Here is a 24314-nt window from a genome sequence, read left to right as displayed (position 1 = left end):
GGGTATATGTGTGAGGCTTATTGCACACCGATGCGCCATTCATATACGTTATGGCTAATGGACTAAAGAATGTACTGACCACCCTTTGGATTGGTGGGATGTGGATTATCGGCATGGTCGTTGCGCCCGCCTTATTCACGAGTTTAGATAAAGCGGTTGCCGGAATGGTGGCCGGGAAGTTGTTTTATGTCATTGGCTGGATCGGAATTGTTGCGGGGGTGTTTTTGGCGGTCTGGCAGATTTGGTTTAATGGCTTAAGCGCGTTTAAAAGCCTGCGTTTGTGGCTAATCTTGAGTATGCTGCTGTGTACGCTGATTAATCAGTTTGCAATTTTTCCGTTAATCGCCGAATTAAAGCCTGTTGTAAGTAATGCGGCAGAAGGTATGTTTGGCGGCGGCTTGGCGCAGTGGCATACGATTTCAAGTTTGATTTATTTAATGCAGAGTATTTTTGGGCTGGTGTATATTTGGTCCAGTGAGCATTAAAAAGGGCGGCTAAGCCGCCCCTGTTTTATTTTGCTACCTTTTTTGGCTTAGGCAGTAAGATTTTTGGCTTGTCGGTGTTGTTGGGGCGGAAAATAAGCAGCAGTTTGCCCAAGTGTTGAACTGGGCTGGCGCCAAGATCTGCACAGATTTTTTCCATAAATTGAACCCGCGCTTCGCGATCGTCGCCCAGTACACGAACCTTGATGAGTTCGTGCGCATCTAAATTGACCGCAATTTCGCGCATCACAGCTTCGGTCAAGCCTGAGCTACCAATCATCACGACCGGATTGAGATGGTGCGCTAAGCTACGCAAATGTCGGCATTGATCTGCAGTGAGTTGTAGCATGAGATTAACCTTAAAAACCTTGAAATAACCGGATAGTTTACCTGATGGCTCGTTCTAATTCCAGTAATGTATGGCTACAAGAGCATGTTAATGACCACTATGTACAGATGGCCAAAAAAGATGGCTATCGTGCACGTGCTGCTTATAAGCTCATCGAAATTGATGAGAAAGATAAATTACTTAAGCCTGGGATTTGGGTGGCCGACTTGGGTGCGGCACCAGGCAGCTGGTGTCAAGTGGCAGCAAAAAAAGTCGGACCGCATGGGCGTGTTTTTGCGCTTGATATTTTAGAAATGGATCCGATTCGTGGCGTTGAATTTGTGCAAGGCGATTTTCGTGAAGAAGAAGTTTTGGCTGAGTTTAGTGCTTTACTAAATGGTCGCCAGTTAGACCTTGTCATTTGTGATATTGCCCCCAATATAACGGGTAATGCCGATACGGATCAGGCTCGTAGTATGTATTTGTGCGAGCTCGCTTTGGAATTTGCACGTGAGCAATTAAAACCCGGTGGCCACTTTGTCGTTAAAGTGTTTCAAGGTTATGGATTTACCGAGTATATGAGTGCGATGCGTGAAACTTTTGCGTCGGTTGTGACTCGAAAACCAAAGGCTTCACGTGATCGTAGTCCCGAAGTCTATTTATTGGGTAAACAAAAAAAGTCCTAAACAGGTAAAATGTTTTCATCATCCCTCGTTTTGGGAAACTCAGGAGCAAAGCCTTGAATAATCTCGGCAAGAATATCGCCATTTGGCTCGTCGTTGGCTTAGTGCTGATGACGGTATTTAATCAATTTTCTAAGCATCAAGATGGCTCGACTCAAATACCGTATTCGCAGTTTATGACGGATGTTGAGCAAGGGCGTATTGCAAATGCTGAAATCGAAGGCAATCCTTTACGTGGCCAGTTGATTCGCGGTAAAAAATCCGACGGAGCTGGTTATTCCACACTGGCGCCATTTGACTACCGTTTGGTTGATACGCTCATCAAATATAATGTGAAGTTTTCTGCTAAGGCCGAAGAAGAGCAAGGTCTGTTGATGAGCTTGCTTGTCAATTGGGCGCCGATGTTGTTGCTGATTGGTGTTTGGATCTTCTTTATGAATAAGATGCAAGGCGGCGGTAAAGGCGGTGCATTTAGTTTTGGTAAATCAAAAGCCAAAATGCTGGATGAAAATAATAATTCAGTCACCTTTGCTGATGTCGCTGGTTGTGATGAAGCCAAAGAAGAAGTTTCAGAAATTGTGGATTATTTGCGTGATCCAAGTAAATATCAAAGTTTAGGTGGCCGCATGCCTTGCGGGATCTTACTTGTGGGCTCACCTGGTACGGGTAAAACCTTGCTGGCAAAAGCGATTGCTGGCGAAGCAAAAGTGCCATTTTTCTCGATTTCGGGTTCTGATTTCGTTGAGATGTTTGTCGGTGTCGGTGCGGCGCGCGTTCGCGATATGTTTGAAAACGCTAAGAAAAACGCACCGTGTATCATCTTTATCGATGAAATTGATGCCGTAGGTCGTCAGCGCGGTGCTGGCATGGGCGGCGGCAATGATGAGCGTGAGCAAACATTGAACCAAATGCTAGTTGAAATGGATGGCTTTGAAGGCAATTCCGGCATTATCGTGATTGCAGCAACCAATCGTCCTGATGTGCTTGATCCGGCTTTGTTGCGCCCAGGTCGTTTTGACCGTCAAGTTACCGTGTCATTGCCTGATATTCGCGGCCGTGAACAGATTCTTGCGGTTCATATGCGTAAAGTGCCGATCGCTAATGACGTTGATGCATCGATTATTGCTCGTGGCACACCAGGTATGTCGGGCGCGGACTTGGCTAATTTGGTGAATGAGGCTGCGCTGTTTGCGGCACGACGCGCAAAACGTTTAGTCGATATGGCCGACTTTGAGTCAGCAAAAGACAAAATTTACATGGGTCCTGAGCGTCGTAGCATGGTTATGACTGAAGAAGATCGTCGTGCAACGGCGTATCACGAATCAGGTCATGCCGTAGTGGCTGAAATGCTGCCGGGTACTGATCCAGTGCATAAAGTCACCATCATGCCACGCGGTCGAGCTTTAGGTTTGACTTGGCAATTGCCTGAGCGCGATAGTTTTTCTCTGTATAAAGATCAAATGCTGAATCGTTTGGCGATTTTGTTTGGTGGTCGTGTTGCGGAAGACTTGTTTATTCATCGTATTTCGACGGGTGCGTCTAATGACTTTGAGCGTGCTACCGGTATGGCGCGTGATATGGTGACTCGCTATGGGATGACTGAAAAACTAGGTCCAATGGTTTATGGCGACAATGAAGGTGAAGTATTTTTAGGCCGTTCAGTGACGACACATAAAAATATGTCAGAAGCTACGATGCAGCAGGTTGATGCCGAAATTCGCCGTATTATTGATGAGCAATACGCGGTAGCAGAAAAAATTCTTGAAGAAAATCGCGATAAAGTTGAAGCAATGACCAATGCTTTGATGGAGTGGGAAACCATTGATCGCGAACAGGTGTTGGATATTATGGCTGGTCGTGAGCCTCGCCCACCTAAAGTTTTACCGCCACCCCGCGTGACGGTGGCTGTAGCAGGTGGTGATGCAACGCCGGGTGATCAAGACGTATCTACAGCGCCAGTCACGGAAGCTTAATGCTGAAACTGATTTGATGTGTGATTTTAAAAGGCGGCCTTGGTCGCCTTTTTTTTGTTAATTAGGAATGGTAATGAAATATTTTTCCTGTGGCCGTTTTCGGTTGGCCTTAGATCGACCTTGGGTGATGGGTATTGTGAATGTGACCCCCGATTCATTTGCCGATGGTGGTCAGTATGATACTTTGGTCCATGCGGTGGCGCATGCTGAGCGTCTATTGAAAGACGGTGCCGATATTTTAGATATTGGGGGGGAATCAACGCGGCCGGGGGCTGTGCTGGTTTCTGTTGAAGACGAAATTCGCCGAGTTATTCCGGTCTTGCAAGCGCTGAGCAGTTTGAATGTGCCGCTGTCCATTGATACCCGTAAGCCTGAAGTGATGCGAGCCGCAATTGATGCCGGCGTGGATTTAGTTAACGATATTAGCGCCCTAGAAGGGGATGGCGCGATGGACATCTTGGCAGCAAGCCAGGTTGGTGTGTGTTTAATGCACAAGCAAGGTGAGCCACAGACCATGCAAAATGCGCCGGTTTATCAGGATGTTGTTGCTGAAGTTGGGCTTTATTTACAGCAGCGAATTGCTTTGGCGGTACAAGCGGGGATTGCTGCTGAGCGCATCGTTTTTGATCCCGGTTTTGGTTTTGGTAAGAGCTTGGCGCATAATGTGGCACTTTTCCAGTCGCTAGATGTATTGTGTGCGCAGTTATCACTGCCGTTACTGGTTGGGGTTTCGCGGAAAAAAATGTTGGGCGAAATTACCGGCTATGCTGTTTCTGGTCGTGTACAAGCGAGTGTGGTTGCGGCCTTGCTTGCCGTACAAAAAGGCGCTGCCATTGTGCGTGTGCATGATGTAAGGGAAACGGTGGATGCCTTGAAATTGTGGAAAGCTTTAAAATAATCTCATTACAAAATAGGTGGGTCATTATGGCGCGTAAATTTTTTGGTACTGATGGAGTGCGAGGCTTGGTCGGTGAATATCCGATTACGCCTGATTTTGCGATGAAACTTGGGTTTGCGGCTGGTAAGGTATTTGCCGCAAATAGTGCGCGTAAAAACAGTGAGCATGCCGTCGTCTTGATCGGAAAAGATACGCGCGTTTCTGGTTATATGCTTGAGGCAGCTTTGCAGGCAGGGTTTAATGCGGCAGGCGTTGATGTGTATTTAACAGGGCCCTTGCCAACGCCAGGTATTGCTTATTTAACGCGCGCATTACGCTTGTCGGCAGGGGTGGTTATTTCAGCATCACATAATCCCTATCACGATAATGGGATTAAGTTTTTTGGTGCGAATGGTCAAAAGTTGTCCGATGAAATTGAAATCGCGATTGAGACTGCAATTGAAGAGATCCAGCATTGTGTGCAGTCAAAGCAAATTGGTAAGTCAAAACGAATTGATGATGCCGCAGGCCGTTATATTGAGTTTTGTAAATCAACCTTTCCAAATGAGCTCGATTTGCATGGACTCAGGTTGGTGGTCGATTGCGCACATGGCGCGACTTATCATATTGCGCCGCATGTGTTTCATGAATTGGGCGCTGAAGTGATCAGTATTGGCGTGAAACCGGATGGCTTTAATATTAATGCCGAAGTTGGGGCCACTCATCCTGAAGCATTGCGTTTGAAAGTACTTGCCGAAGGCGCTGATTTTGGTATTGCACTCGATGGTGATGGCGATCGACTGATTATGGTTGATCGAGATGGTACGATCGTCGATGGCGATCAGTTGTTGTATGTTTTGGCGTGCCATCGTCAGCAAAAAGGTACTCTGGGTGCTGGTGTTGTCGGCACCTTGATGACAAATTTAGGCGTTGAAAATGCACTTAAAGCCAAGGGAATCGATTTTGTGCGGGCTAAAGTGGGTGATCGCTACGTGATGGAGCAATTAAAGCGCAATAATTGGCTGGTCGGTGGTGAAGGCTCTGGGCATTTATTGTGTTTGGATAAGCATTCAACGGGTGATGGCATTGTTTCTGCGTTGCAAGTTTTGCAGGCGCTGCAAGAAAGCAATCAAACCTTGGCAGGATTCTGTAAAGATTTGTCGCTGTCCAAACAAGTGTTGAAAAACGTTCGGATTGCGAAAGGTTTTGATTGCCACGCATCACAAAGTATTGCCGAAGCCGTTGCTGTTGCCGAAGCTGAGATGGGCAGTGATGGACGCGTATTGCTGCGCCCATCGGGGACCGAGCCGGTGGTGCGTGTCATGGTTGAGCATATCGACCCCGCGGTGGCGCATGAGTGGGCCGATAAAATCGCTGCAGTCGTTCAGGCTGAAGCGCAAGAGTAATTATTCTCTGTCCGAAATGTGGCCATTGATCGTTCAAGATCGTTGGCCACATCAGCAAGTTCTTTCATTTCCTGTTTGATTGCTTGATTGTCATTGTGCGTGTGATTGAGCCCGCTGCTGATTGTGCTGACTTGTTCGGCAATCGCCTGTGCCGCTGCCGTTTGTTGATCAACCGCGGCTGCAATTGACGCCATCATGTCCGCGACGCCTTCGCTTTCGCTGCGAATTTGCGATAAGGAGCGTGAGACGGTCTGCCCGTGATCATTAAATTGCCCTAAATACACACTCGCCGCACTGATTGCATGGCTTGTGACGCGGGTATTGGTTTGCGTTTTTTTTAGAATGTCTTGGATATTGCGCGTTGATTCGGTGGTGTGCTGCGCTAATTTGCGAACTTCATCGGCAACGACGGCAAATCCGCGACCCGATTCACCGGCACGTGCCGCTTCAATGGCGGCATTGAGTGCCAATAAATTGGTTTGATCGGCAATATCTTTGATCGTGGCGCTGACATCGACTATTTCGGCAAATGAATGTGTGAGTGTCTGCATTTCAGATTCGACCTGTGCAAAGTGTGACGATAGGGCCGATAGGTTTTTGAGTGTAATTTGTCCCGCCTGATCGGCATTGCTCGTTGCTGCCGAAGACGATTGTGCGGTGCTTGCTGCTTGCGCGGCCAACGTGCCAACATGGGCAATTGCACAACTTAATGTCGCGCTGGCGTGGCGGATATCATCCAATTGCAGCGACTGATCGCGTGTGTTTAGGCTAACTGCATTCGATAGATCGCTAATTCGCTGTGTGTCTGCTCGAGTTGCCGTGGCCGCAATGCTCGCTTGCGTGAGGACTTGCTGGAGTTGCTGTAAAAATCGGTTAATGGCAAAGCTTAACTCACCAAGCTCATCACGACTTTCAGGCATGCGCAACGTGATTTCACCTTCGTGCAATCGCTGTGCAATCAATCCCATTTTGTGTAAAGAGGTCTGTAGGCGCTTGGCAAAACCAAGCTGAGAAATAATGATAATGAATCCGGCGCAGCCAATTGGAATTAATACGCCCCAGATGAGTTGCTGAATGTCTTGCTCAATGGTGGTTTCACTGCGCTGTGCGTCACTGGCAATCTGATGCATTAATTGGCTGATTTGTTCAATTAAGGGGGCTAAATCAATGCGATATAATTGTTCTGGAATCGTAATTGCATCTTCGGGACTGGTTTCGGCGATTTTAATCGCGCTGTGAAATTGAGTGATATAGCGTTGCCAATTTTGGCTGAGTGCTTGTTGTAAAGGCTGTTGTTGAGTCGGTGTGAGTGTTGGGGATAATGTTTTGTGTGTGTTGTGGATTTGCTGTTCGGCTTGCTGTAATTGCTGTGCGGCATCGGGCGACATCACGTCGAGACGAGAGAGCGTCAGCATGCTTGATTTCATTTGGGCTAATTGAGCAATGCTGGTTTGTTTTTGTTGGTTTTCTATAAAATGCAATCTAAGAATGTGCAGTTTCCAACTGCAAATCAGTGCCGCAGCGAGCAGTGCGACCAAGGTGATGGTGCTAACATATTTAAGTTGTGTGGCAATCTTCATGTAACGGGCTTCGGTGTTCTGGCGTGAGGGTCCGTAGCATAAGTCGCTTGTGTTACATTGAAATGACAAATGCGTAGCTAATCCATGGGTATTTGCATGTAGCCCTTATATATAAAGTGCTGTATTCATATACCCAATAAAAAAGGCCGCATAAGCGGCCTTTTTTATGAGTAATGATGACTTAACCGAACTTACCTGTAATGTAGTCTTCAGTCGCTTTTACTTTGGGTGCGGTAAAGATCGTATCGGTTTCGCCCATTTCGATCATTTCGCCCAAATACATATACGCGGTGTAGTCAGAAATCCGTGCCGCTTGTTGCATATTGTGCGTCACAATGGCGATGGTGTAGTCTTTTTTGAGCTCATGGATGAGCTCTTCAACGTGCGCAGTTGAGATTGGGTCGAGCGCCGAAGTCGGTTCGTCGAGCAAGAGAATCTCTGGTTTTACGGCAACGGCGCGGGCGATGCACAGACGTTGTTGTTGACCGCCAGAAAGACCTAAACCCGATTGCTTGAGCTTGTCTTTGACTTCATTCCACAATGCAGCTTTCGTGAGTGCCCACTCAATCCGATCATCCATTTCTGATTTGCTCAGTGTTTCATAGAGCTTTACACCGAATGCCACATTGTCATAAATCGACATTGGAAATGGCGTTGGTTTTTGAAAAACCATGCCGACTTTGGCGCGTAGCATGTTCAAGTCAACGCTAGACTCTAAAATATTTTGTCCATTAAGAATGATTTCGCCTTCGGCGCGCAATTTGGGATAAAGGTCATACATCCGGTTGAAAGTACGCAGCAAGGTCGACTTGCCGCAGCCAGAAGGGCCGATAAAGGCGGTTACTTTGCCGGCTAAAATTTCCAGATTGATGTTTTTAAGTGCGTGAAAATTGCCGTAGTAAAAGTTCAAATTTTTGACTGTCAAGCCAGCTTTGTGTTGAGTGCTCATGAATGATTGTCCGTTCAAAGTCTAAATTAGTGTTGTTTGGGTTGGCGAAGCATGACGCGGGCAATAATATTCATGCCGAGAACAAACAAGCCAATTAAGAGTGCGCCTGCCCAAGCTAATTGATGCCATTCTGCGTAAGGGCTCATCGCAAATTGGAAAATCACCACGGGCAAGTTCGCCATGGGTTGATTCATGTTTGAGTAGAACTGATTGTTTAACGCAGTAAATAATAGCGGGGCGGTTTCACCCAAGATGCGAGCAACTGCCAGCAAGATGCCGGTGGCTACGCCCGATTTTGCTGCTTTGAGCGTGACAAATAACACCATTTTCCATTGTGGTGCACCAAGGGCGTAGGCCGCCTCGCGCATGGCAGTCGGCACTAAAAGCAGCATGTTTTCTGTGGTTCGTAGTACGACAGGAATCACCAAAATAGCCAAAGCAAACGAACCGGCCCAGCCTGAAAAATGCCCGACTTGCGTGACGTAAATTTCAAATACAAACAGGCCAATTACAATCGATGGTGCAGACAGCAAGATGTCGTTGATAAAACGAGTTGTTGGTGCTAACCAGCCTTTGTTACCAAATTCGGCCAGATAGGTGCCAGCCAAAATGCCGATTGGCGTACCAATCAACACGCCCACTGCAGACATCTGCAAACTACCCAAAATCGCATTCGCCAAACCACCTTGACTGCCTGGGGCAGGGGTTGTTTGGGTGAATGTTTGTAATGTTAAGCCGGCAATCCCGTTGGAAAACAGCGTGTACATAATCCAAAACAGCCAAAACAAACCAAATGCCATGGCGATCATTGAGAGGATCAGGCTGATGTGGTTGATGAGGCGGCGGCGTAGATAAAGGCTAGGGTTTAAATTGTTCATGACCGATCCTTAAGAATGTGAGCCTTCATTGCGGTTTAGGCGCAAGAGGAGCAGTTTAGAAAGGACCAAAACGACAAAGGTAATAAAGAACAGTAAGAGGCCCAGTTCAATCAGTGACGAGGTGTAAAGCTCGCCGTGTGCTTCGGTGAATTCATTGGCCAGTGTGGCTGAAATCGTGGTGGCAGGGTCAAACAATGAATTCATGTCATTCATTGAGTTGCCAATCACAAAAGTAATCGCCATTGTTTCGCCCAGTGCACGGCCTAGGCCGAGCATAATGCCGCCAATAATCCCGGTTTTGGTATAGGGGACGACGATATTCCAAACGACTTCCCAGGTGGTGCCGCCAAGGCCGTAAGCGGATTCTTTGAGTAGCGGCGGTACCACTTCAAAGACGTCACGCATTACCGAGGTCACAAAGGGGATGACCATAATTGATAAGATTAAGCCACCAGTAAACATACCAATACCCATTGGAGGGCCGTCAAATAAAGGGCCTAAGATAGGAACACCAGCGGTGACCTCGGTAATCCAAGGTTGCACATGATCGGCAAATAAAGGTGCAAAAACAAACAGACCCCACATGCCGTAAATAATCGATGGGACCCCTGCGAGGAGTTCGATGCAAATACCCAGTGGGCGACGCAGCCAAACGGGTGAGAGTTCAGTCAGAAAGATTGCGATACCAAAGCTGATCGGCACAGCAACAACGAGTGCGATCATTGAAGAAATCAGCGTGCCTCGAATCGATGGCCAAGCACCAAATTGATCGGTAACAGGGTTCCAGTCGCTTGAAGAGATAAAGCCAAGGCCAAAGGCTTTGATGCTAGGCAGGGCGCCATAGAGCAAAGAAATAATAATGCCGCTCAATAGAGCAAGCACAAAAAAGGCAAAGAAACGGGTGCTATTGACAAAGAATGCATCTTGCAATCGTTGTGTTTTCATCCGTTGCGACATATTAGACATCAGTAATTCTCCGGTCCTCCAAAACTTAGAAACTAACAAGCACACTACTTATGGGGCAGTGTGCTTGTTTTCTGCGCGCGAATTGTATCTCTGCGCAATTCAATCGGGGAAATTATTTCCAGATTGGATTTTTGCCATCACTCAGTTGTGTTTTCCAGTTGGACTTGATCATTGCAACCACACTGTCTGGCATTGGGATGTAGTCAAGTTCAAGAGCGACTTTGTCTGCGTCAGCGCCATAAGCCCAGTCGAAGAATTTAAGTACTTCTGCGCCTTGAGTTGGTTTGTCTTGTTTTTTGTGCATCAGAATGAACGTTGGGCTGGCAATAGGCCATGCTTCTTTGCCAGGTGCATTGGTCGTAACAAGGAACATGCCCAGTGCGTTTTTCCAGTCTGCGCTAGCTGCTGCCGCTTTGAATGATTCTTCTGACGGTTGAACGAATGCGCCTGAGCTATTGGCCAGCTGAGTATGTGACAGTTTGTTTTGCTTGGCGTAAACAAATTCAACGTAACCGATTGCACCTTTAATACGTTGTACGTAATTGGCTACGCCTTCATTGCCCTTGCCGCCCACACCGGCCGGCCATTGCACTGAGCTATTTGAGCCGACTTTTTCTTTCCACTCTGGCGACACTTGCGACAGATAGTTTGTAAAGAGGAAGGTGGTGCCAGAGCCGTCAGAGCGGCGAACAACAGTGATGTTTTGTGCTGGCAAGACAACGCCAGGATTGAGCGCTGCAACAGCGGGGTCATTCCATTTTTTTACTTTGCCTAAATAGATGTCGCTCAATAAGGCTGCCGATAGTTTGAGTTGACCTGGTGTGATTCCTGTAATGTTGACAACAGGAACCACGCCACCCAAAACGGTTGGGAATTGAATCAATCCATCTTTATCCAGATCTGCTGGTTTAAGCGGCATATCTGAGGCACCAAAATCAACGGTTTTAGCTTGGATTTGTTTAATGCCGCCACCAGAGCCAATGGATTGGTAGTTCATGCCGGTGCCCGTTTTTGCTTTATACATCTCGGCCCATTTTGCATAGAGCGGGTACGGAAAGGTTGCACCTGCGCCAGTGATGTCTGCTGCGATTGCTTGGCTAAAAAGACCCGCAGTCAAACCTGCGGTAACGAGCATTTTGTGAACTAAAGTCATAATCAGTTAAATCCCTTGGGTTTGTCTGAGTGTGTATGTATGTATTGAACAAGGCGCATCGTAATCGTTTAATGTTTCCGAATTATTACAAAAAACAATGTACTGGCGTGTTGCCTTGAATTTGATGTTTGCGGTCGCTTGGCTTTTGCAGTGGCGCTGAAAATACGTGGCAGATTGGGGCTCTGCTATGAGTTTGGGCTGCTGGTTTGAGCGTAGAGGTGTTTGCAAAGTTTATAGAGTTTGGGCTTTAGCGTTTGACGTTGCTCGACTGAGGACGTTACCATTTCTACTGTTGATAGGGATAAAGTAAATATGGCAAAGCAACTTGTAGTGGGTAATTGGAAGCTGCATGGCAGTATTGGTCAGGTTAAATCGGTTTTGGGTGAGATCGCTCAAGCCAAGTTGCAGGCCAATGTGGGGGTTTGTGTGCCGTATCCATATGTGATGCTGGCAAGGCAAATTCTGCACAATACCCATGTGCAGTGTGGCGCTCAAGACGTTAGTCAGTATCACATTGGCGCATATACGGGTGAGGTGTCATCAGGGATGCTCGCCGATATCGGTTGTGAAATGGTGATTGTTGGTCATTCTGAGCGTCGGCGATTATTTGGTGAGACGACAGAGCAAGCAGGTGTTAAAATGCGCGCTGCTCTAGATGCCGGTTTGTTTGGTATTTACTGTGTTGGTGAGTCCGCAGAGCAGCGACGTGAAGGTCGCGCAGAAGAAGTTGTTGCGGCTCAGTTACAGGTATTACAAAATTTACCAGTTGGTTTGTATGCTGTGGCGTATGAGCCATCTTGGGCTGTAGGTAGTGGCATGGTTGCCTCCAGTGAGCAGATTTCTCCGATGCATGCATTGATTAAAAATCAATTAGATGAACGAGTTAAAGTTCTCTATGGCGGCAGCGTGAAGTCGAATAATGCAGAGTCAATTTTGGCTGTGCAGCATGTCGATGGGGTGTTGGTGGGGGGTGCAGCACTCTCCGCCTTCGAATTTGTAGAGATTTGCAAAGCAGCGCGCTGATGGTACAATTCACGCCGCTCTTGAGATGAGAAAATAATGGACTTTATCACTAGTTTAGTGCTTACCGTAAATGTGATTTCTGCTATCGCTGTCATTGTGTTGGTGTTGATGCAGCATGGTAAAGGTGCCGATATGGGGGCTGCATTTGGTAGCGGATCGGCCGGTAGTGTGTTTGGCTCGAGTGGCTCGGCAAATTTTTTAAGCCGTACTACTGGCGTTTGTGCAACAGTTTTTTTTGTGACGTCGATGGCCTTGGTTTTGTTGACAGCACCAAAACAAACTGCCTCAATTATGTCAACGGTTCAACCTACTGCAGTCGCATCTCAAGTTGAAGGGCAAAAAATTCCTGATTAAATCCATGCGATTGCATATGATTTTATCGGTATATCTAAGTATAGTGACCGCATAGCTGTGGATTTGCTGACTTGGAGCTTCAAATACGCTGGGAAATCCCAGCGTTTCTATGTAATAAAAATAACAATAAGCTGTCTAGCATTTTTGTAATACTCTGAACTGGGGATTTTCATGCTGCAAAACTATTTCCCCATCCTGCTTTTTCTGTTGGTTGGTTTACTCGTGGGTGTTGTTCCACTGGTGCTCGGCTACGGGGTGAGTAAGGTTTTGGGAACGGCTCGGCCAGATACGGCAAAAAATTCACCTTACGAATGTGGTTTTGAAGCATTCGAAGATGCACGTATGCAATTTGATGTGCGTTATTACTTGGTGGCCATTTTGTTTATCTTGTTTGATTTGGAAGTTGCATTTTTAGTTCCTTGGGCCGTTGTGCTTAAAGAACTGGGAATGTTCGGCTTTTTGTCGATGATGATTTTCTTGGCCATTCTGGTGGTCGGCTTCGTCTACGAATGGATGAAGGGCGCTCTAGAGTGGGAGTGAGACAAATGGAATCGCAAGAAAAAGGTTTTGTTACCACCACGGTGGATATGGTCATCAATAGTGCTCGTACGGGCTCTTTGTGGCCAATGACATTTGGTTTGGCTTGCTGTGCTGTTGAGATGATGCACGCAGGTGCTGCACGTTATGATTTGGATCGCTTTGGTGTTGTGTTTCGACCTTCTCCACGGCAATCGGACTTAATGATTGTTGCGGGGACCTTGTGTAATAAAATGGCACCTGCTTTACGTAAAGTTTACGATCAGATGCCAGAGCCTCGCTGGGTTATTTCGATGGGGTCCTGTGCCAATGGAGGGGGGTATTACCATTACTCGTATTCTGTTGTGCGTGGTTGTGATCGCATTGTTCCAGTAGATATTTATGTTCCTGGCTGTCCTCCGACAGCTGAAGCGCTCTTGTACGGCATTATTCAGTTGCAAAACAAGATTAAGCGTACCAATACCATTGCGCGCTCGTGAGGTGAACTGTGGCGAATAAGCTAGAAACGCTCATGGATAGTCTGCGGACTGTTTTAGGTGAGGCAAAAATTGCTTCTCTAAAAAACGCCCTGGATGAAGTGACGCTAGAAGTACCGGCAAGCGAGTGGTCTGAGGTGGCTTTATTGCTACGCGATGATGCACTGTTGCAATTTGAGCAATTAATTGATGCCTGTGGTGTTGATTATAGTACGTATAAAGATGGGGTATGGGAGGGCGCTCGCTTTGCGACGGTTTATCATTTTCTTTCTTACAAATACAATGTGCGCTTACGTGTAAGGGTGTTTAGTATTGATGATGCCTTTCCCGTGGTTAATTCCGTGGTTGATGTTTGGCCTGCGATCAATTGGTTTGAGCGTGAGTCGTTCGACTTATACGGCATCATTTATCAAGGCCATCCGGACCTGCGACGCTTGCTGACAGATTACGGCTTTGTTGGTCATCCATTCCGTAAAGATTTTCCACTGTCTGGCTTTGTTGAAATGCGTTATGACGCTGAACAGGCACGTGTAATCTATCAGCCCGTAACCATCGAGCCGCGTGAAATAACACCGCGCATTATCCGCGAGGAGAACTACGGTGGCAGCTGAAATCCGTAATTACACATTAAATTTTGGTCCACAACATCCAGCAGCGCATGGTGTATTGCGTTTGGTGCTCGAGTTGGATGGTGAAGTGGTTGAGCGTGCTGATCCGCACATTGGCCTTTTGCATCGCGGCACAGAAAAATTAGCCGAAAGTAAAACCTATATCCAGTCTCTGCCTTATATGGATCGTCTTGACTATGTGTCAATGATGTCCAATGAGCATGCCTACTGTATGGCGATTGAGAAACTACTCAATTTGGATGTGCCAATTCGGGCTCAATATATTCGCGTTATGTTTGATGAAATTACGCGGATTTTGAATCATTTGTTGTGGATTGGTGCACATGGTATTGATTGTGGCGCAATGACTATTTTCCTTTACGCTTTCCGTGAGCGTGAAGACTTAATGGATTGTTACGAAGCTGTTTCTGGTGCGCGTATGCATGCGGCATATTATCGCCCGGGCGGCGTTTATCGCGACTTGCCAGATGAAATGCCAAAGTATGAAGCTTCAAAAATTCGCAATGCTGCTGCAATCAAGCGTATGAATTCGAATCGTGAAGGCAGCTTGCTTGATTTTATCGAAGACTTTACTAATCGATTCCCGAAATATGTTGATGAGTACGAAACGCTACTAACAGACAATCGTATTTGGAAACAACGTACGGTAGGTATCGGTGTTGTTTCCCCTGAGCGTGCATTGGCATTGGGCTTTACTGGTGCGATGTTGCGTGGTTCCGGTGTGGAATGGGACTTGCGTAAAAAACAACCGTATGAAGTCTACGACAAGATGGATTTTGATATCCCTGTCGGCAAAAACGGTGATTGCTACGATCGTTATTTGGTCCGTGTTGAAGAAATGCGTCAATCAAACCGCATCATTAAGCAGTGCGTGCAATGGTTGAAAGAAAATCCAGGTCCGGTCATTACGACTAATCATAAAGTCGCGCCACCTTCGAGAGAAGGGATGAAGTCGAATATGGAAGACTTGATTCACCACTTTAAATTGTTTACTGAAGGTATGCATGTACCTGAAGGTGAGGCGTATGCCGCCATTGAGCATCCGAAAGGTGAGTTTGGTATTTATATGGTTTCCGATGGCGCAAATAAACCATACCGAATGAAAATTAGAGCGCCTGGTTATGTTCATTTATCTGCTTTAGATGAAATGTCACGCGGGCATATGATTTCTGACGTTGTTGCAATTATTGGTACGCAAGATATCGTATTTGGGGAGATTGATCGCTAATGTCTTTACACAATCTTCTGTCAGTAGATTCAATTGAGCAAATTGATCGTGAAGTGGCTAAATATCCAGCAGAACAATCTCGCTCTGCTGTGATGGGCGCGTTGCGAATTGCTCAAGTTGAAAAGCGCTCTTTATCGAATGAGTTGGTTGAAGCGATTGCGATTTATTTAAATATTGCACCGCTAGCCGCTTATGAAGTCGCTACTTTTTATAATATGTACGACATGAAGCCGGTTGGTAAGTACAAGCTGACGGTTTGTACTAATCTGCCCTGTGCTTTGTCAGGGGGCTATACCACGGCTAATTATTTGAAGCAAAAGCTGGGTATTGGTTTTAACGAAACAACTGCCGATGGAAAATTCACTTTGAAAGAAGGTGAATGCATGGGAGCCTGTGGTTATGCACCTGTAATGTTGGTGAATAACCACAGCATGTGTAATCACATGACGCCAGAGGCCATTGATAAAAAACTGGCGGAGCTCGAATAATGACCGTCTATGTAAAAGGCGTCGTGTTCGAGGGCGTCGAATTTGAAGATCCAAATTGCTGGCATCTTGACGAATATGTTAAGCGTGGCGGTTATGCGGCGTTGAAAAAAATTATTAATGACAAAATCACTCAAGATGAAGTCATTGCTGAGATGAAAACTTCAGGTTTGCGCGGCCGTGGCGGTGCAGGTTTCCCTACGGGGCTGAAGTGGTCTTTCATGCCGCGCAGTTTTCCAGGCCAAAAATATTTGGTATGCAATACCGATGAAGGTGAGCCTGGTACCTTTAAAGATCTCGATATTCAAGTGTATAACCCACATGCTTTGATTGAAGGCATGATTATTGGTGCTTACGCTATGGGTATTTCTGTTGGGTATAACTATATCCATGGCGAAATCTTTGAAGCCTATGAGCGTTTTGAAATCGCACTTGAGCAAGCGCGTGCTGCAGGCTTTTTAGGCGATAACATTTTAGGCTCTGACTTTAGTTTCCAGCTGCATGCGCATCATGGCTATGGTGCCTATATCTGTGGTGAAGAAACTGCATTGCTTGAATCATTAGAAGGCAAAAAAGGACAGCCGCGCTTTAAGCCACCTTTCCCTGCTTCTTATGGTCTCTATGGCAAGCCAACTACGATCAATAATACTGAGACGTTTGCCTCGGTACCTTACATTATCCGCGAAGGCGGTCAGAAATTCCTTGAGCTAGGTAAACCTAATAACGGTGGCACTAAATTATTCTCGGTTTCTGGTCATGTTAATCGTCCGGGTAATTATGAGATCCCACTCGGCACGCCATTTTCTGAATTATTGGAAATGTGTGGCGGCATGCGTGATGGCAAGAAATTGAAAGCGGTGATTCCTGGGGGCTCGTCTGCACCCGTATTACCTGCTGACATCATGATGCAATGTACGATGGATTACGATTCTATTGCTAAAGCAGGCTCGATGCTGGGCTCTGGTGCCGTGATTGTGATGGATGAAACAGTCAGTATGGTGAGCGCACTAGAGCGGTTGTCGTATTTCTATCACGAAGAATCATGTGGTCAATGTACGCCTTGCCGTGAAGGTACTGGTTGGTTGTATCGTGTGGTGCATCGCATCGCGCATGGCGAAGGTCGTATGGAAGACCTCGATTTGCTATCGCGTGTTGGTGATAACATCGCTGGCCGCACAATTTGTGCGTTAGGTGATGCTGCAGTTTTCCCTGTGCGTGGAATGTTGAAACACTTCCGCCATGAATTCGAGGATTTGATTAATCAATCTCAGTCATCCAAGCCTTTGTAATTGGTTCGTCTGAAATTAGTCGAGTTTTCTTTTGAATTATTGCCTTTGAATCGAGTCGAGCATGTTGGAAATCGAAATCGACGGTAAAAAATTGACAGTCCCTGGTGGTAGCACTGTGATGGACGCAGCCAATTCAATTGGTGTGCACATTCCACATTTTTGCTATCACAAGAAACTCTCAATTGCCGCAAGCTGCCGTATGTGTCTAGTCCAGGTTGAAAAAGCACCTAAGCCTTTGCCGGCCTGTGCAACACCTGTTACTGATGGCATGAAAGTTTGGACCCATTCTGATCAAGCGGTTACCGCACAGAAAGGGGTAATGGAATTTTTGCTGATTAATCATCCATTGGATTGTCCAATTTGTGATCAAGGCGGTGAATGCTCTTTGCAAGATCTGGCTGTTGGCTATGGCCAAACGGGCTCTGAGTATGCAGAAGAAAAGCGTGTCGTTGCCAATAAAGATCTTGGGCCTTTGATTTCAACGGATATGACGCGCTGCATTCATTGCAGTCGTTGCGTTCGTTTCACTGAAGAAATCGCCGGTTTCCAAGAATTGGGTATGGCCAATCGTGGAGAATTTACCGAAGTTATGCCATTTATTGGCAAAACAGTGAATTCAGAGATTTCCGGCAATGTGATCGATCTATGTCCGGTTGGTGCTTTAACTAGTAAACCATTCCGTTACACTGCGCGCACATGGGAATTGTCTCGCCGTAAATCTGTGAGTGCACACGATGGCTTGGGTTCTAACTTGATCGTACAAGTTAAGAACAACAAAGTAATGCGTGTTTTGCCGTTGGACAATGAAGCGATCAATGAGTGCTGGTTATCGGATCGCGATCGTTATTCATATGAAGCATTAAATTCTGAAGAGCGCCTGACCAAGCCGATGCTCAAGCAAGGCGGTGTTTGGCAAGAAACCGATTGGCAAACTGCACTTGAATATGTTGCTAATGGCTTAAAGCAAGTGATTGCGGAGCATGGCACAAATAGTGTTGCTGCTGTTGCGTCGCCCAACTCTACAGTTGAAGAGTTATTTGCGTTACGCAAAGTGATGGCTGGTTTGGGCGTGGAGTCGGTGCAGGCGTTTGCACGTAGTGCTGATTTCTCGCTAAAAACGCAAGGTGCTCAATGGTTAGGGCAATCTTTGCTTGAGCTGTCACAAAATGAAGCCATTTTGTTAGTGGGTTCCACATTGCGTAAAGAGCAGCCATTGTTGGCACAACGTTTACGTCAATCGGTGAAAAAAGGTTTGCAGCTGTCGGCTGTCAATGCGCACTCAGATGAAATGTTGACCAAACTGGTTGGCGAAGTTGTTGTCCGCCCTGACCAATTGGTTGAAGGCTTGTTGCAAGTGATTCAAGCATTTGTTGAATTGAAATCGTTGCCAGTACCGAATGATATTGATTTGTCTAGTGTGCAAGTTTCTGATGCGGCACGTGTAATTGCTTTGAGTTTTGATGGCAAAGCCAAAACCGCCATTTTATTGGGTAATGTGGCTCAAACGAATGCGCGTTATGCAGAAATTTATACTGCTGCCACTGCGTTAGCATTGCTGACCGGTGCGACATTAGGTGTTCCAGCGATGGCGGCCAATAGTGTTGGTGCGCAATTGGTGGGTGCGGATCTTGGTGCGGATGTGTTTGGTGCAGGATCATTGGCTGCTGCTAAAAAAGCCTATGTATTTTTAGGTGTTGAGCCTGAATATGATGCACACAACGGTGCTCATGCTTTGGCCGCAGCAAAAAATGCCGAGATGGTGGTTGTGATGTCGCCATTTCAAAGCTGTGCAATGGACTATGCCGATGTGATTTTGCCAATTTCTCCATTTAGCGAAACATCAGGAACGTTCGTGAATATGGAAGGAAAAGCGCAAAGCTTTAATGGTGTAGTGCGTCCATTGGGTGAGACCCGTCCGGCTTGGAAAGTATTCCGTGTCCTAGGTAATTTATTTGGATTCTCTGGTTTTGAATACAATTCATCAGAAGAAATCCGTGATGAAGCCATGGCAGGTGAAATTGCGCCACGTTTAAGTAATGCCGTAGTGAGTAAGCACGCTGTGCGTGCACAAGCTGCACAAGGCTTGGTTCGCTTAGGCGAAGTGCCTTTGTATCAGGTTGATTCTATCGTTCGCCGTGCACCAAGTTTACAAGCCACTCAAGACGCTGTGCTCGCCAGTACTTTACGTGCAAATACTGCGACGCTGGCTAAATTGGGCTTGGCGGTTGATGGTCAAGCCATTGTTCAGCAAGAACAGGGCAGCGCCACATTGTTGGTGGCGCTCGATGATGGCTTACTTGACGATGTAATTCGCGTTGCTGCTTCGCATCCATTAACTCGTAATTTGGGTGATATGGTTGGCGCTGTTGAAGTGCTGAAGGCTTAAGGGGCAAAACATGGAATTTCTACAAAGTTATTTGGGTTATGACATTGCTTTTGTCGTTTGGACGCTACTCAAGATTGTTTTGATTGTGGCGCCCATTATGGGAGCTGTGGCTTATTTAACGCTGGCAGAGCGCAAAGTAATCGGTTTTATGCAAATTCGGATTGGCCCTAATCGGGTTGGTCCTTTCGGTTTGCTGCAACCGGTTGCTGATGGCGTAAAGCTATTGTTAAAAGAAATTATTGCACCTAGCGCTGCTGATAAGAAGCTGTTCTTTTTAGCACCCATCATGGTATTGGTTCCTGCGCTAGGCGCATGGGCGGTTGTACCGTTTTACCCTGGGTATGTATTGGCTGATGTCAACGTAGGTTTGCTCTACGTGATGGCTATTACTTCAATGGGTGTTTACGGTGTGATCTTGGCAGGATGGGCGTCTAATTCGAAATATGCTTTCTTGGGTGGTATGCGTGCAGCTGCTCAAGTGATCTCTTACGAGTTGGCAATGGGTTTTGCGCTGGTTGGCGTGATTATGGTTTCAGGTAGTTTGAACCTCACCGCAATTGTTGAGCAGCAAGGTCAGGGCGTGGCTGGTGGTTCGATTTTATCTTGGAATCTGATCCCGCTGTTACCACTGTTTGTTGTGTATTTCATCGCGGGTGTTGCTGAAACTAACCGTGCACCATTTGACGTGACTGAAGGTGAGTCTGAGATTGTTGCTGGACACATGGTTGAGTATTCAGGCATGGGTTTTGCACTGTTCTTCTTGGCTGAATACGCCAATATGATTTTGATTTCAGCCATGGCTTCGGTGATGTTCTTGGGTGGCTGGTTATCACCATTCCCTGCGTCGATTCCTGTGCTTGGCGCGGCGAGCCCGCTGTGGTGGGTGTTGAAAGTTGCATTCTTGCTGTTCTGCTTCTTGTGGTTCCGCGCAACATTTCCGCGCTATCGTTACGATCAATTAATGCGCCTAGGTTGGAAGATCTTTATTCCAGTAACTTTGGTTTGGATTGTCTTGGTGGGTGCTTGGATGCAGACCCCTTGGTCGATCTGGTAATGGAAAAGGACTTACGCCATGGATAAAATTTTATATTTCTTTAAAACCTTCTTGCTGGTTGAATTGGTGAAGGGCTTGTTGTTAACGGGCCGTCACTTTTTCCAGCGGAAGATTACAGTGCAATTTCCTGAGGAAAAAACACCGTATAGCCCGCGTTTTCGTGGTTTACATGCCCAGCGCCGCTACGCCAATGGCGAAGAGCGTTGTATTGCTTGCAAATTGTGTGAAGCGGTTTGCCCGGCTATGGCGATTACGATTGAATCAGAGGCGCGTCCTGACGATAAAACTCGTCGTACCAGCCGTTATGATATTGACCTGACTAAGTGTATTTTTTGCGGTTTTTGTGAAGAAGCCTGTCCGGTTGATGCGATTGTAGAAACGCATATTTATGAATATCACGGTGAAAAACGTGGCGATTTGTATTACACCAAGCCAATGTTGTTGGCAGTCGGTGATAAATACGAAGCTGAAATCGCTGAACGCAAAGCTGCTGATGCTAAGTATCGCTAGGAATAAAATATGACTTTAGCGCTTTTTTATGTCTTTGCGGCAGTGCTGATTTTTGCCGCATTTCGTGTGATTACAGCTAAGAATCCAGTCCATGCCGTGCTCTATTTGGTCTTGTCGTTCTTTAATAGCGCCGTATTGTGGATGCTGATTAAAGCTGAGTTCTTAGCCGTTTCACTGATTGTGATTTATGTCGGTGCGGTAATGGTGTTGTTCTTGTTTGTGGTGATGATGCTGGATATTAACTTCGAAGCGTTACGCAAGAGCTTTTGGAAGTTTTTACCGGTGGCAGGCACCGTTGCAATCATTATGTTGATTGAAATGGTGATGATTCTGTCACATCGCGCAGCGCAAATTGATGAGTCCCGCTTGCTTGAGCCAAGTTTTAATACGGCTTCAGCTGAAACATTGGGTATGTTAATTTATACCCAGTATTTCTTACCGTTCCAGTTGTCGGCCGTGTTGCTGCTGGTTGGGATGATTGCGGCGATTGCACTGACATTACGCAAGCGCAAGAATACCAAGTATATCAATCCAGGTGAGCAAGTTCGTGTAAAACGCGACGATCGCTTACGGATTGTAAAAATGGCGTCTGAGCCAAAAGATTCGGCAAGTGATGCCCAGTCTACCGATCAACCTGCAGCCTAATTGGCCTAGATAAGAGTTTAGGGAGGATATGTGCTTACACTGACTCATTACCTTGTACTGGGCGCAATTATGTTTGCGACCAGCGTGTTTGGCATTTTCATGAACCGCAAAAATCTAATCGTATTGCTAATGGCAATCGAATTGATGCTGTTGTCCGTGAATATGAATTTCATCGCGTTTTCGCAGTTTTTAGGCGATACCGGTGGCCAGATTTTCGTCTTCTTTATCCTAACCGTTGCTGCAGCCGAATCGGCTATTGGCCTCGCTATCTTGGTGGTGCTCTTCCGTAATTTACGGTCGATCAACGTCGAAGATTTGGATAGCCTGAAGGGTTAAACCGGACAACATAGAATCGGACAAGAATACCAATGGATATGAAATCGATTTATTTGCTTATACCGCTAGCGCCATTATTGGGTTCGCTAATCGCTGGTTTGTTTGGCTGGGCGATTAGCCGTCGAGCGGCACATATTGCAACGATTGCAGGCGTTGCAGCATCGTTTGCTTTGTCGGCCTACACCTTAAATTATTTGCTCAATGGCGGCGACTCGTTTAATGGCAATCTCTACACATGGCTATCAGTCAATGGCGTGGATTTGAATATCGGCTTTTTAGTCGATAACCTCACTGCAATGATGATGTGTGTTGTCACCTTTGTATCGCTGATGGTGCATATCTACACGATTGGCTATATGCAAGATGACCCTGGTTATCAGCGCTTTTTTAGTTATATCTCATTGTTTACCTTCTCGATGTTAATGCTCGTGATGAGTAATAACTTCGTACAGCTGTTTTTTGGCTGGGAAGCGGTGGGCTTGGTGTCGTACTTGTTGATCGGTTTTTGGTTTAAACGCCCAACTGCAACATTTGCAAACTTGAAGGCCTTTTTGGTTAACCGTGTCGGAGACTTAGGTTTCTTGCTTGGGATTGGTTTGGTATTGGCTCATTTTGGTACACTCGATTACGCCGAAGTGTTTGCAAAAGCGCCTGAACTTAAAGATGCGACGATTAGCTTGTTTGCTGGTACGCCATGGTCATTGATGACTGTGACTTGCATCTTGCTGTTTATTGGCGCAATGGGTAAATCAGCGCAATTTCCTTTGCATGTTTGGTTGCCTGATTCAATGGAAGGCCCAACACCAATTTCAGCATTGATCCATGCAGCAACAATGGTGACTGCCGGTATCTTTATGGTTTCACGGATGTCGCCGTTGTTTGAGATGTCAGATACCGCGCTCAATTTTGTGTTGGTGATTGGGGCGATTACCGCGCTATTTATGGGTTTCCTTGGGATTATCCAAAACGACATTAAGCGAGTTGTTGCATATTCGACTTTGTCGCAGCTGGGCTATATGACGGTGGCATTGGGTGTGTCTGCATATTCAGTAGCATTGATGCACTTGATGACGCACGCTTTCTTTAAGGCGTTGCTCTTCCTTGCCGCGGGGTCGGTGATTATGGGGATGCATCATGATCAAAATATCCGCAATATGGGTGGCTTGCGCAAATACATGCCGATTACGTGGATCACGTCGTTGATTGGTTCTTTGGCTTTGATTGGGACTCCATTTTTCTCGGGTTTCTATTCAAAAGATTCAATTATTCTTGCGGTTGAAGCTTCTAAATTACCTGGCGCTGGGTTTGCGTATTTTGCTGTTGTCGCAGGCGTGTTTGTTACGGCATTTTATTCATTCCGGATGTATTTCTTGGTTTTCCACGGCAAAGAGCAGTGGATGCAAAAGAAAGATACGCACCATGGCCATGATGCCCATGATGATCACGACCATCATCATGGCTTGGGACCGAATGACAAGCCGCACGAGTCGCCATGGGTTGTTACGTTGCCATTGATTTTGCTGGCAATTCCTTCGGTACTTGTGGGTTATATCGCAATCAGCCCGATGTTAGCCGGTGAGTTCTTTAAAGATGTGTTGACGGTTAATCTTGAGGCTCATCCAGCAATGGAAGCAGTGGTTCACCATGCGCATGATGCGATGGGTATGGCCACTCATGCGTTTGTCACATTGCCATTTTGGTTGGCTTTTGCTGGTGTTGCCACTGCATGGTTGTTCTATATGAAGGCACCACAACTTCCTGCAGCATGTGATCGATTCTTTACTGCAATTGGTGTTAGAAAACTGCTTGAAGAAAAGTATTACATGGATCATTTGTATATCAATGTATTTACTGCAGGTGCCCGTGCGCTGGGTACGGTGCTTTGGAAAGTGGGTGATACATTGCTGATTGATGGTCTGTTGGTGAATGGAACTGCAAAGCTTGTTGGCGTGTTTTCCGGTCTTATTCGTCGCCTGCAAACTGGATACATCTACCATTACGCTTTTGCAATGATTATTGGCGCCTTGCTGCTGATGACTTGGTGGTTGGGTGGCGTACTCACTTTGCCGTGATTGGTGTTGTTTCGC

The 24314-nt window shown here is 46.4% G+C and carries 25 protein-coding genes; 19 read left to right on the top strand and 6 right to left on the bottom strand.

Features of this window, described 5'->3' with window-relative positions; translation table 11 throughout:
- Positions 1-50 precede the first annotated feature (50 nt).
- Complete coding sequence (locus LG219_RS03650; RefSeq protein ID WP_226763169.1) at positions 51-485, top strand: DUF4149 domain-containing protein; 435 nt, start codon at positions 51-53, stop codon at positions 483-485.
- Between the two features lie 25 nt (positions 486-510).
- Here LG219_RS03650 and yhbY read toward each other — a convergent pair whose 3' ends face one another.
- Positions 511-831, bottom strand: a complete 321-nt coding sequence (yhbY, locus tag LG219_RS03645; protein WP_226763168.1) for a ribosome assembly RNA-binding protein YhbY — start codon at positions 829-831, stop codon at positions 511-513.
- Positions 832-872: 41 nt separating this feature from the next.
- On the opposite strand from yhbY, the gene rlmE reads away from it, so the two are divergent.
- The 4 genes from rlmE (at position 873) to glmM (ending at position 5749) form a co-directional block, all read left to right on the top strand.
- Complete coding sequence (gene rlmE, locus LG219_RS03640; RefSeq protein WP_226763202.1) at positions 873-1496, top strand: 23S rRNA (uridine(2552)-2'-O)-methyltransferase RlmE; 624 nt, start codon at positions 873-875, stop codon at positions 1494-1496.
- 53 nt (positions 1497-1549) lie between these two features.
- Positions 1550-3466, top strand: coding sequence for an ATP-dependent zinc metalloprotease FtsH (gene ftsH / locus LG219_RS03635; RefSeq protein ID WP_226763167.1), 1917 nt, complete (start codon positions 1550-1552; stop codon positions 3464-3466).
- 67 nt (positions 3467-3533) lie between these two features.
- Positions 3534-4364 carry a dihydropteroate synthase gene (gene folP, locus LG219_RS03630; protein ID WP_373314806.1) on the top strand — a complete coding sequence of 277 codons (831 nt, stop codon included), beginning with the start codon at positions 3534-3536 and terminating at the stop codon, positions 4362-4364.
- A gap of 26 nt (positions 4365-4390) precedes the next feature.
- Positions 4391-5749 carry a phosphoglucosamine mutase gene (gene glmM / locus LG219_RS03625; RefSeq protein WP_226763165.1) on the top strand — a complete coding sequence of 453 codons (1359 nt, stop codon included), beginning with the start codon at positions 4391-4393 and terminating at the stop codon, positions 5747-5749.
- On the opposite strand, the gene LG219_RS03620 is transcribed toward glmM, so the two are convergent.
- The 5 genes from LG219_RS03620 to pstS all read right to left on the bottom strand — a co-directional run bounded on the left by LG219_RS03620 (position 5728) and on the right by pstS (position 11275).
- Positions 5728-7329 carry a methyl-accepting chemotaxis protein gene (locus tag LG219_RS03620; RefSeq protein ID WP_226763164.1) on the bottom strand — a complete coding sequence of 534 codons (1602 nt, stop codon included), beginning with the start codon at positions 7327-7329 and terminating at the stop codon, positions 5728-5730. The genes glmM and LG219_RS03620 overlap by 22 nt on opposite strands.
- A gap of 181 nt (positions 7330-7510) precedes the next feature.
- Positions 7511-8278, bottom strand: coding sequence for a phosphate ABC transporter ATP-binding protein PstB (pstB, locus tag LG219_RS03615; RefSeq protein ID WP_221022725.1), 768 nt, complete (start codon positions 8276-8278; stop codon positions 7511-7513).
- A gap of 26 nt (positions 8279-8304) precedes the next feature.
- Positions 8305-9156 carry a phosphate ABC transporter permease PstA gene (pstA, locus tag LG219_RS03610; RefSeq protein WP_226763163.1) on the bottom strand — a complete coding sequence of 284 codons (852 nt, stop codon included), beginning with the start codon at positions 9154-9156 and terminating at the stop codon, positions 8305-8307.
- Positions 9157-9165: 9 nt separating this feature from the next.
- A complete protein-coding gene (pstC, locus tag LG219_RS03605; RefSeq protein ID WP_226763162.1) occupies positions 9166-10122 on the bottom strand; it encodes a phosphate ABC transporter permease subunit PstC in 957 nt (318 codons plus the stop codon).
- 112 nt (positions 10123-10234) lie between these two features.
- On the bottom strand, positions 10235-11275 hold the full coding sequence (pstS, locus tag LG219_RS03600) for a phosphate ABC transporter substrate-binding protein PstS (protein ID WP_226763161.1): 1041 nt from the start codon (positions 11273-11275) through the stop codon (positions 10235-10237).
- A 312-nt stretch (positions 11276-11587) separates the two neighbouring features.
- On the opposite strand from pstS, the gene tpiA reads away from it, so the two are divergent.
- The 14 genes from tpiA (at position 11588) to nuoL (ending at position 24299) form a co-directional block, all read left to right on the top strand.
- A complete protein-coding gene (gene tpiA, locus LG219_RS03595; RefSeq protein WP_173533760.1) occupies positions 11588-12298 on the top strand; it encodes a triose-phosphate isomerase in 711 nt (236 codons plus the stop codon).
- A gap of 36 nt (positions 12299-12334) precedes the next feature.
- Entirely contained in the window at positions 12335-12652 is a 318-nt protein-coding gene (gene secG, locus LG219_RS03590; RefSeq protein ID WP_226763160.1) for a preprotein translocase subunit SecG, read from the top strand.
- Between the two features lie 171 nt (positions 12653-12823).
- Positions 12824-13192, top strand: coding sequence for an NADH-quinone oxidoreductase subunit A (gene ndhC, locus LG219_RS03585; RefSeq protein ID WP_173533762.1), 369 nt, complete (start codon positions 12824-12826; stop codon positions 13190-13192).
- A 5-nt stretch (positions 13193-13197) separates the two neighbouring features.
- Positions 13198-13668, top strand: coding sequence for a NuoB/complex I 20 kDa subunit family protein (locus LG219_RS03580; protein ID WP_226763159.1), 471 nt, complete (start codon positions 13198-13200; stop codon positions 13666-13668).
- Positions 13669-13700: 32 nt separating this feature from the next.
- On the top strand, positions 13701-14276 hold the full coding sequence (locus LG219_RS03575) for an NADH-quinone oxidoreductase subunit C (RefSeq protein WP_250647140.1): 576 nt from the start codon (positions 13701-13703) through the stop codon (positions 14274-14276).
- Positions 14266-15522, top strand: coding sequence for an NADH-quinone oxidoreductase subunit D (locus LG219_RS03570; RefSeq protein WP_226763157.1), 1257 nt, complete (start codon positions 14266-14268; stop codon positions 15520-15522). The genes LG219_RS03575 and LG219_RS03570 overlap by 11 nt, the downstream gene beginning before the upstream one ends.
- On the top strand, positions 15522-16010 hold the full coding sequence (nuoE, locus tag LG219_RS03565) for an NADH-quinone oxidoreductase subunit NuoE (RefSeq protein WP_226763156.1): 489 nt from the start codon (positions 15522-15524) through the stop codon (positions 16008-16010). Before LG219_RS03570 ends, nuoE begins: the two co-directional genes overlap by 1 nt.
- A complete protein-coding gene (nuoF, locus tag LG219_RS03560) occupies positions 16010-17296 on the top strand; it encodes an NADH-quinone oxidoreductase subunit NuoF (protein WP_203564289.1) in 1287 nt (428 codons plus the stop codon). The genes nuoE and nuoF overlap by 1 nt, the downstream gene beginning before the upstream one ends.
- A 61-nt stretch (positions 17297-17357) precedes the next feature.
- Complete coding sequence (nuoG, locus tag LG219_RS03555; RefSeq protein ID WP_226763155.1) at positions 17358-19682, top strand: NADH-quinone oxidoreductase subunit NuoG; 2325 nt, start codon at positions 17358-17360, stop codon at positions 19680-19682.
- 10 nt (positions 19683-19692) lie between these two features.
- Positions 19693-20736: an NADH-quinone oxidoreductase subunit NuoH gene (gene nuoH, locus LG219_RS03550; RefSeq protein ID WP_226763154.1), complete on the top strand. Its 1044-nt coding sequence runs from the start codon at positions 19693-19695 to the stop codon at positions 20734-20736.
- An 18-nt stretch (positions 20737-20754) separates the two neighbouring features.
- Entirely contained in the window at positions 20755-21246 is a 492-nt protein-coding gene (gene nuoI / locus LG219_RS03545; protein WP_173533770.1) for an NADH-quinone oxidoreductase subunit NuoI, read from the top strand.
- A 9-nt stretch (positions 21247-21255) separates the two neighbouring features.
- Positions 21256-21891: an NADH-quinone oxidoreductase subunit J gene (locus LG219_RS03540; protein WP_226763153.1), complete on the top strand. Its 636-nt coding sequence runs from the start codon at positions 21256-21258 to the stop codon at positions 21889-21891.
- A gap of 30 nt (positions 21892-21921) precedes the next feature.
- On the top strand, positions 21922-22227 hold the full coding sequence (gene nuoK / locus LG219_RS03535; RefSeq protein WP_226763152.1) for an NADH-quinone oxidoreductase subunit NuoK: 306 nt from the start codon (positions 21922-21924) through the stop codon (positions 22225-22227).
- Between the two features lie 32 nt (positions 22228-22259).
- Positions 22260-24299, top strand: coding sequence for an NADH-quinone oxidoreductase subunit L (gene nuoL, locus LG219_RS03530; RefSeq protein WP_226763151.1), 2040 nt, complete (start codon positions 22260-22262; stop codon positions 24297-24299).
- Positions 24300-24314: the final 15 nt, after the last annotated feature.

It is taken from the genome of Deefgea salmonis (genome assembly GCF_020531905.1).
In the GTDB taxonomy this organism is placed as follows: domain Bacteria; phylum Pseudomonadota; class Gammaproteobacteria; order Burkholderiales; family Chitinibacteraceae; genus Deefgea; species Deefgea salmonis.
Note: the sequence above shows the minus strand (reverse complement) of the source record. Positions and strands in the feature narration are given on the sequence as shown.

Excerpts from the sequence above, each read along its gene's own strand:
- LG219_RS03580 (WP_226763159.1), top strand. The coding sequence starts at position 13,198 with ATGGAATCGCAAGAAAAAGGTTTTGTTACCACCACGGTGGATATGGTC.
- secG (WP_226763160.1), top strand. The coding sequence starts at position 12,335 with ATGGACTTTATCACTAGTTTAGTGCTTACCGTAAATGTGATTTCTGCT.
- tpiA (WP_173533760.1), top strand. The coding sequence starts at position 11,588 with ATGGCAAAGCAACTTGTAGTGGGTAATTGGAAGCTGCATGGCAGTATT.
- ndhC (WP_173533762.1), top strand. The coding sequence starts at position 12,824 with ATGCTGCAAAACTATTTCCCCATCCTGCTTTTTCTGTTGGTTGGTTTA.
- nuoH (WP_226763154.1), top strand. The coding sequence starts at position 19,693 with ATGGAATTTCTACAAAGTTATTTGGGTTATGACATTGCTTTTGTCGTT.
- nuoG (WP_226763155.1), top strand. The coding sequence starts at position 17,358 with ATGTTGGAAATCGAAATCGACGGTAAAAAATTGACAGTCCCTGGTGGT.
- LG219_RS03650 (WP_226763169.1), top strand. The coding sequence starts at position 51 with ATGGCTAATGGACTAAAGAATGTACTGACCACCCTTTGGATTGGTGGG.
- folP (WP_373314806.1), top strand. The coding sequence starts at position 3,534 with ATGGTAATGAAATATTTTTCCTGTGGCCGTTTTCGGTTGGCCTTAGAT.
- glmM (WP_226763165.1), top strand. The coding sequence starts at position 4,391 with ATGGCGCGTAAATTTTTTGGTACTGATGGAGTGCGAGGCTTGGTCGGT.
- nuoF (WP_203564289.1), top strand. The coding sequence starts at position 16,010 with ATGACCGTCTATGTAAAAGGCGTCGTGTTCGAGGGCGTCGAATTTGAA.
- pstS (WP_226763161.1), bottom strand. The coding sequence starts at position 11,275 with ATGACTTTAGTTCACAAAATGCTCGTTACCGCAGGTTTGACTGCGGGT.
- LG219_RS03540 (WP_226763153.1), top strand. The coding sequence starts at position 21,256 with ATGACTTTAGCGCTTTTTTATGTCTTTGCGGCAGTGCTGATTTTTGCC.
- pstC (WP_226763162.1), bottom strand. The coding sequence starts at position 10,122 with ATGTCTAATATGTCGCAACGGATGAAAACACAACGATTGCAAGATGCA.
- pstA (WP_226763163.1), bottom strand. The coding sequence starts at position 9,156 with ATGAACAATTTAAACCCTAGCCTTTATCTACGCCGCCGCCTCATCAAC.
- nuoE (WP_226763156.1), top strand. The coding sequence starts at position 15,522 with ATGTCTTTACACAATCTTCTGTCAGTAGATTCAATTGAGCAAATTGAT.
- pstB (WP_221022725.1), bottom strand. The coding sequence starts at position 8,278 with ATGAGCACTCAACACAAAGCTGGCTTGACAGTCAAAAATTTGAACTTT.
- LG219_RS03575 (WP_250647140.1), top strand. The coding sequence starts at position 13,701 with ATGGATAGTCTGCGGACTGTTTTAGGTGAGGCAAAAATTGCTTCTCTA.
- LG219_RS03620 (WP_226763164.1), bottom strand. The coding sequence starts at position 7,329 with ATGAAGATTGCCACACAACTTAAATATGTTAGCACCATCACCTTGGTC.
- yhbY (WP_226763168.1), bottom strand. The coding sequence starts at position 831 with ATGCTACAACTCACTGCAGATCAATGCCGACATTTGCGTAGCTTAGCG.
- nuoI (WP_173533770.1), top strand. The coding sequence starts at position 20,755 with ATGGATAAAATTTTATATTTCTTTAAAACCTTCTTGCTGGTTGAATTG.
- nuoL (WP_226763151.1), top strand. The coding sequence starts at position 22,260 with ATGGATATGAAATCGATTTATTTGCTTATACCGCTAGCGCCATTATTG.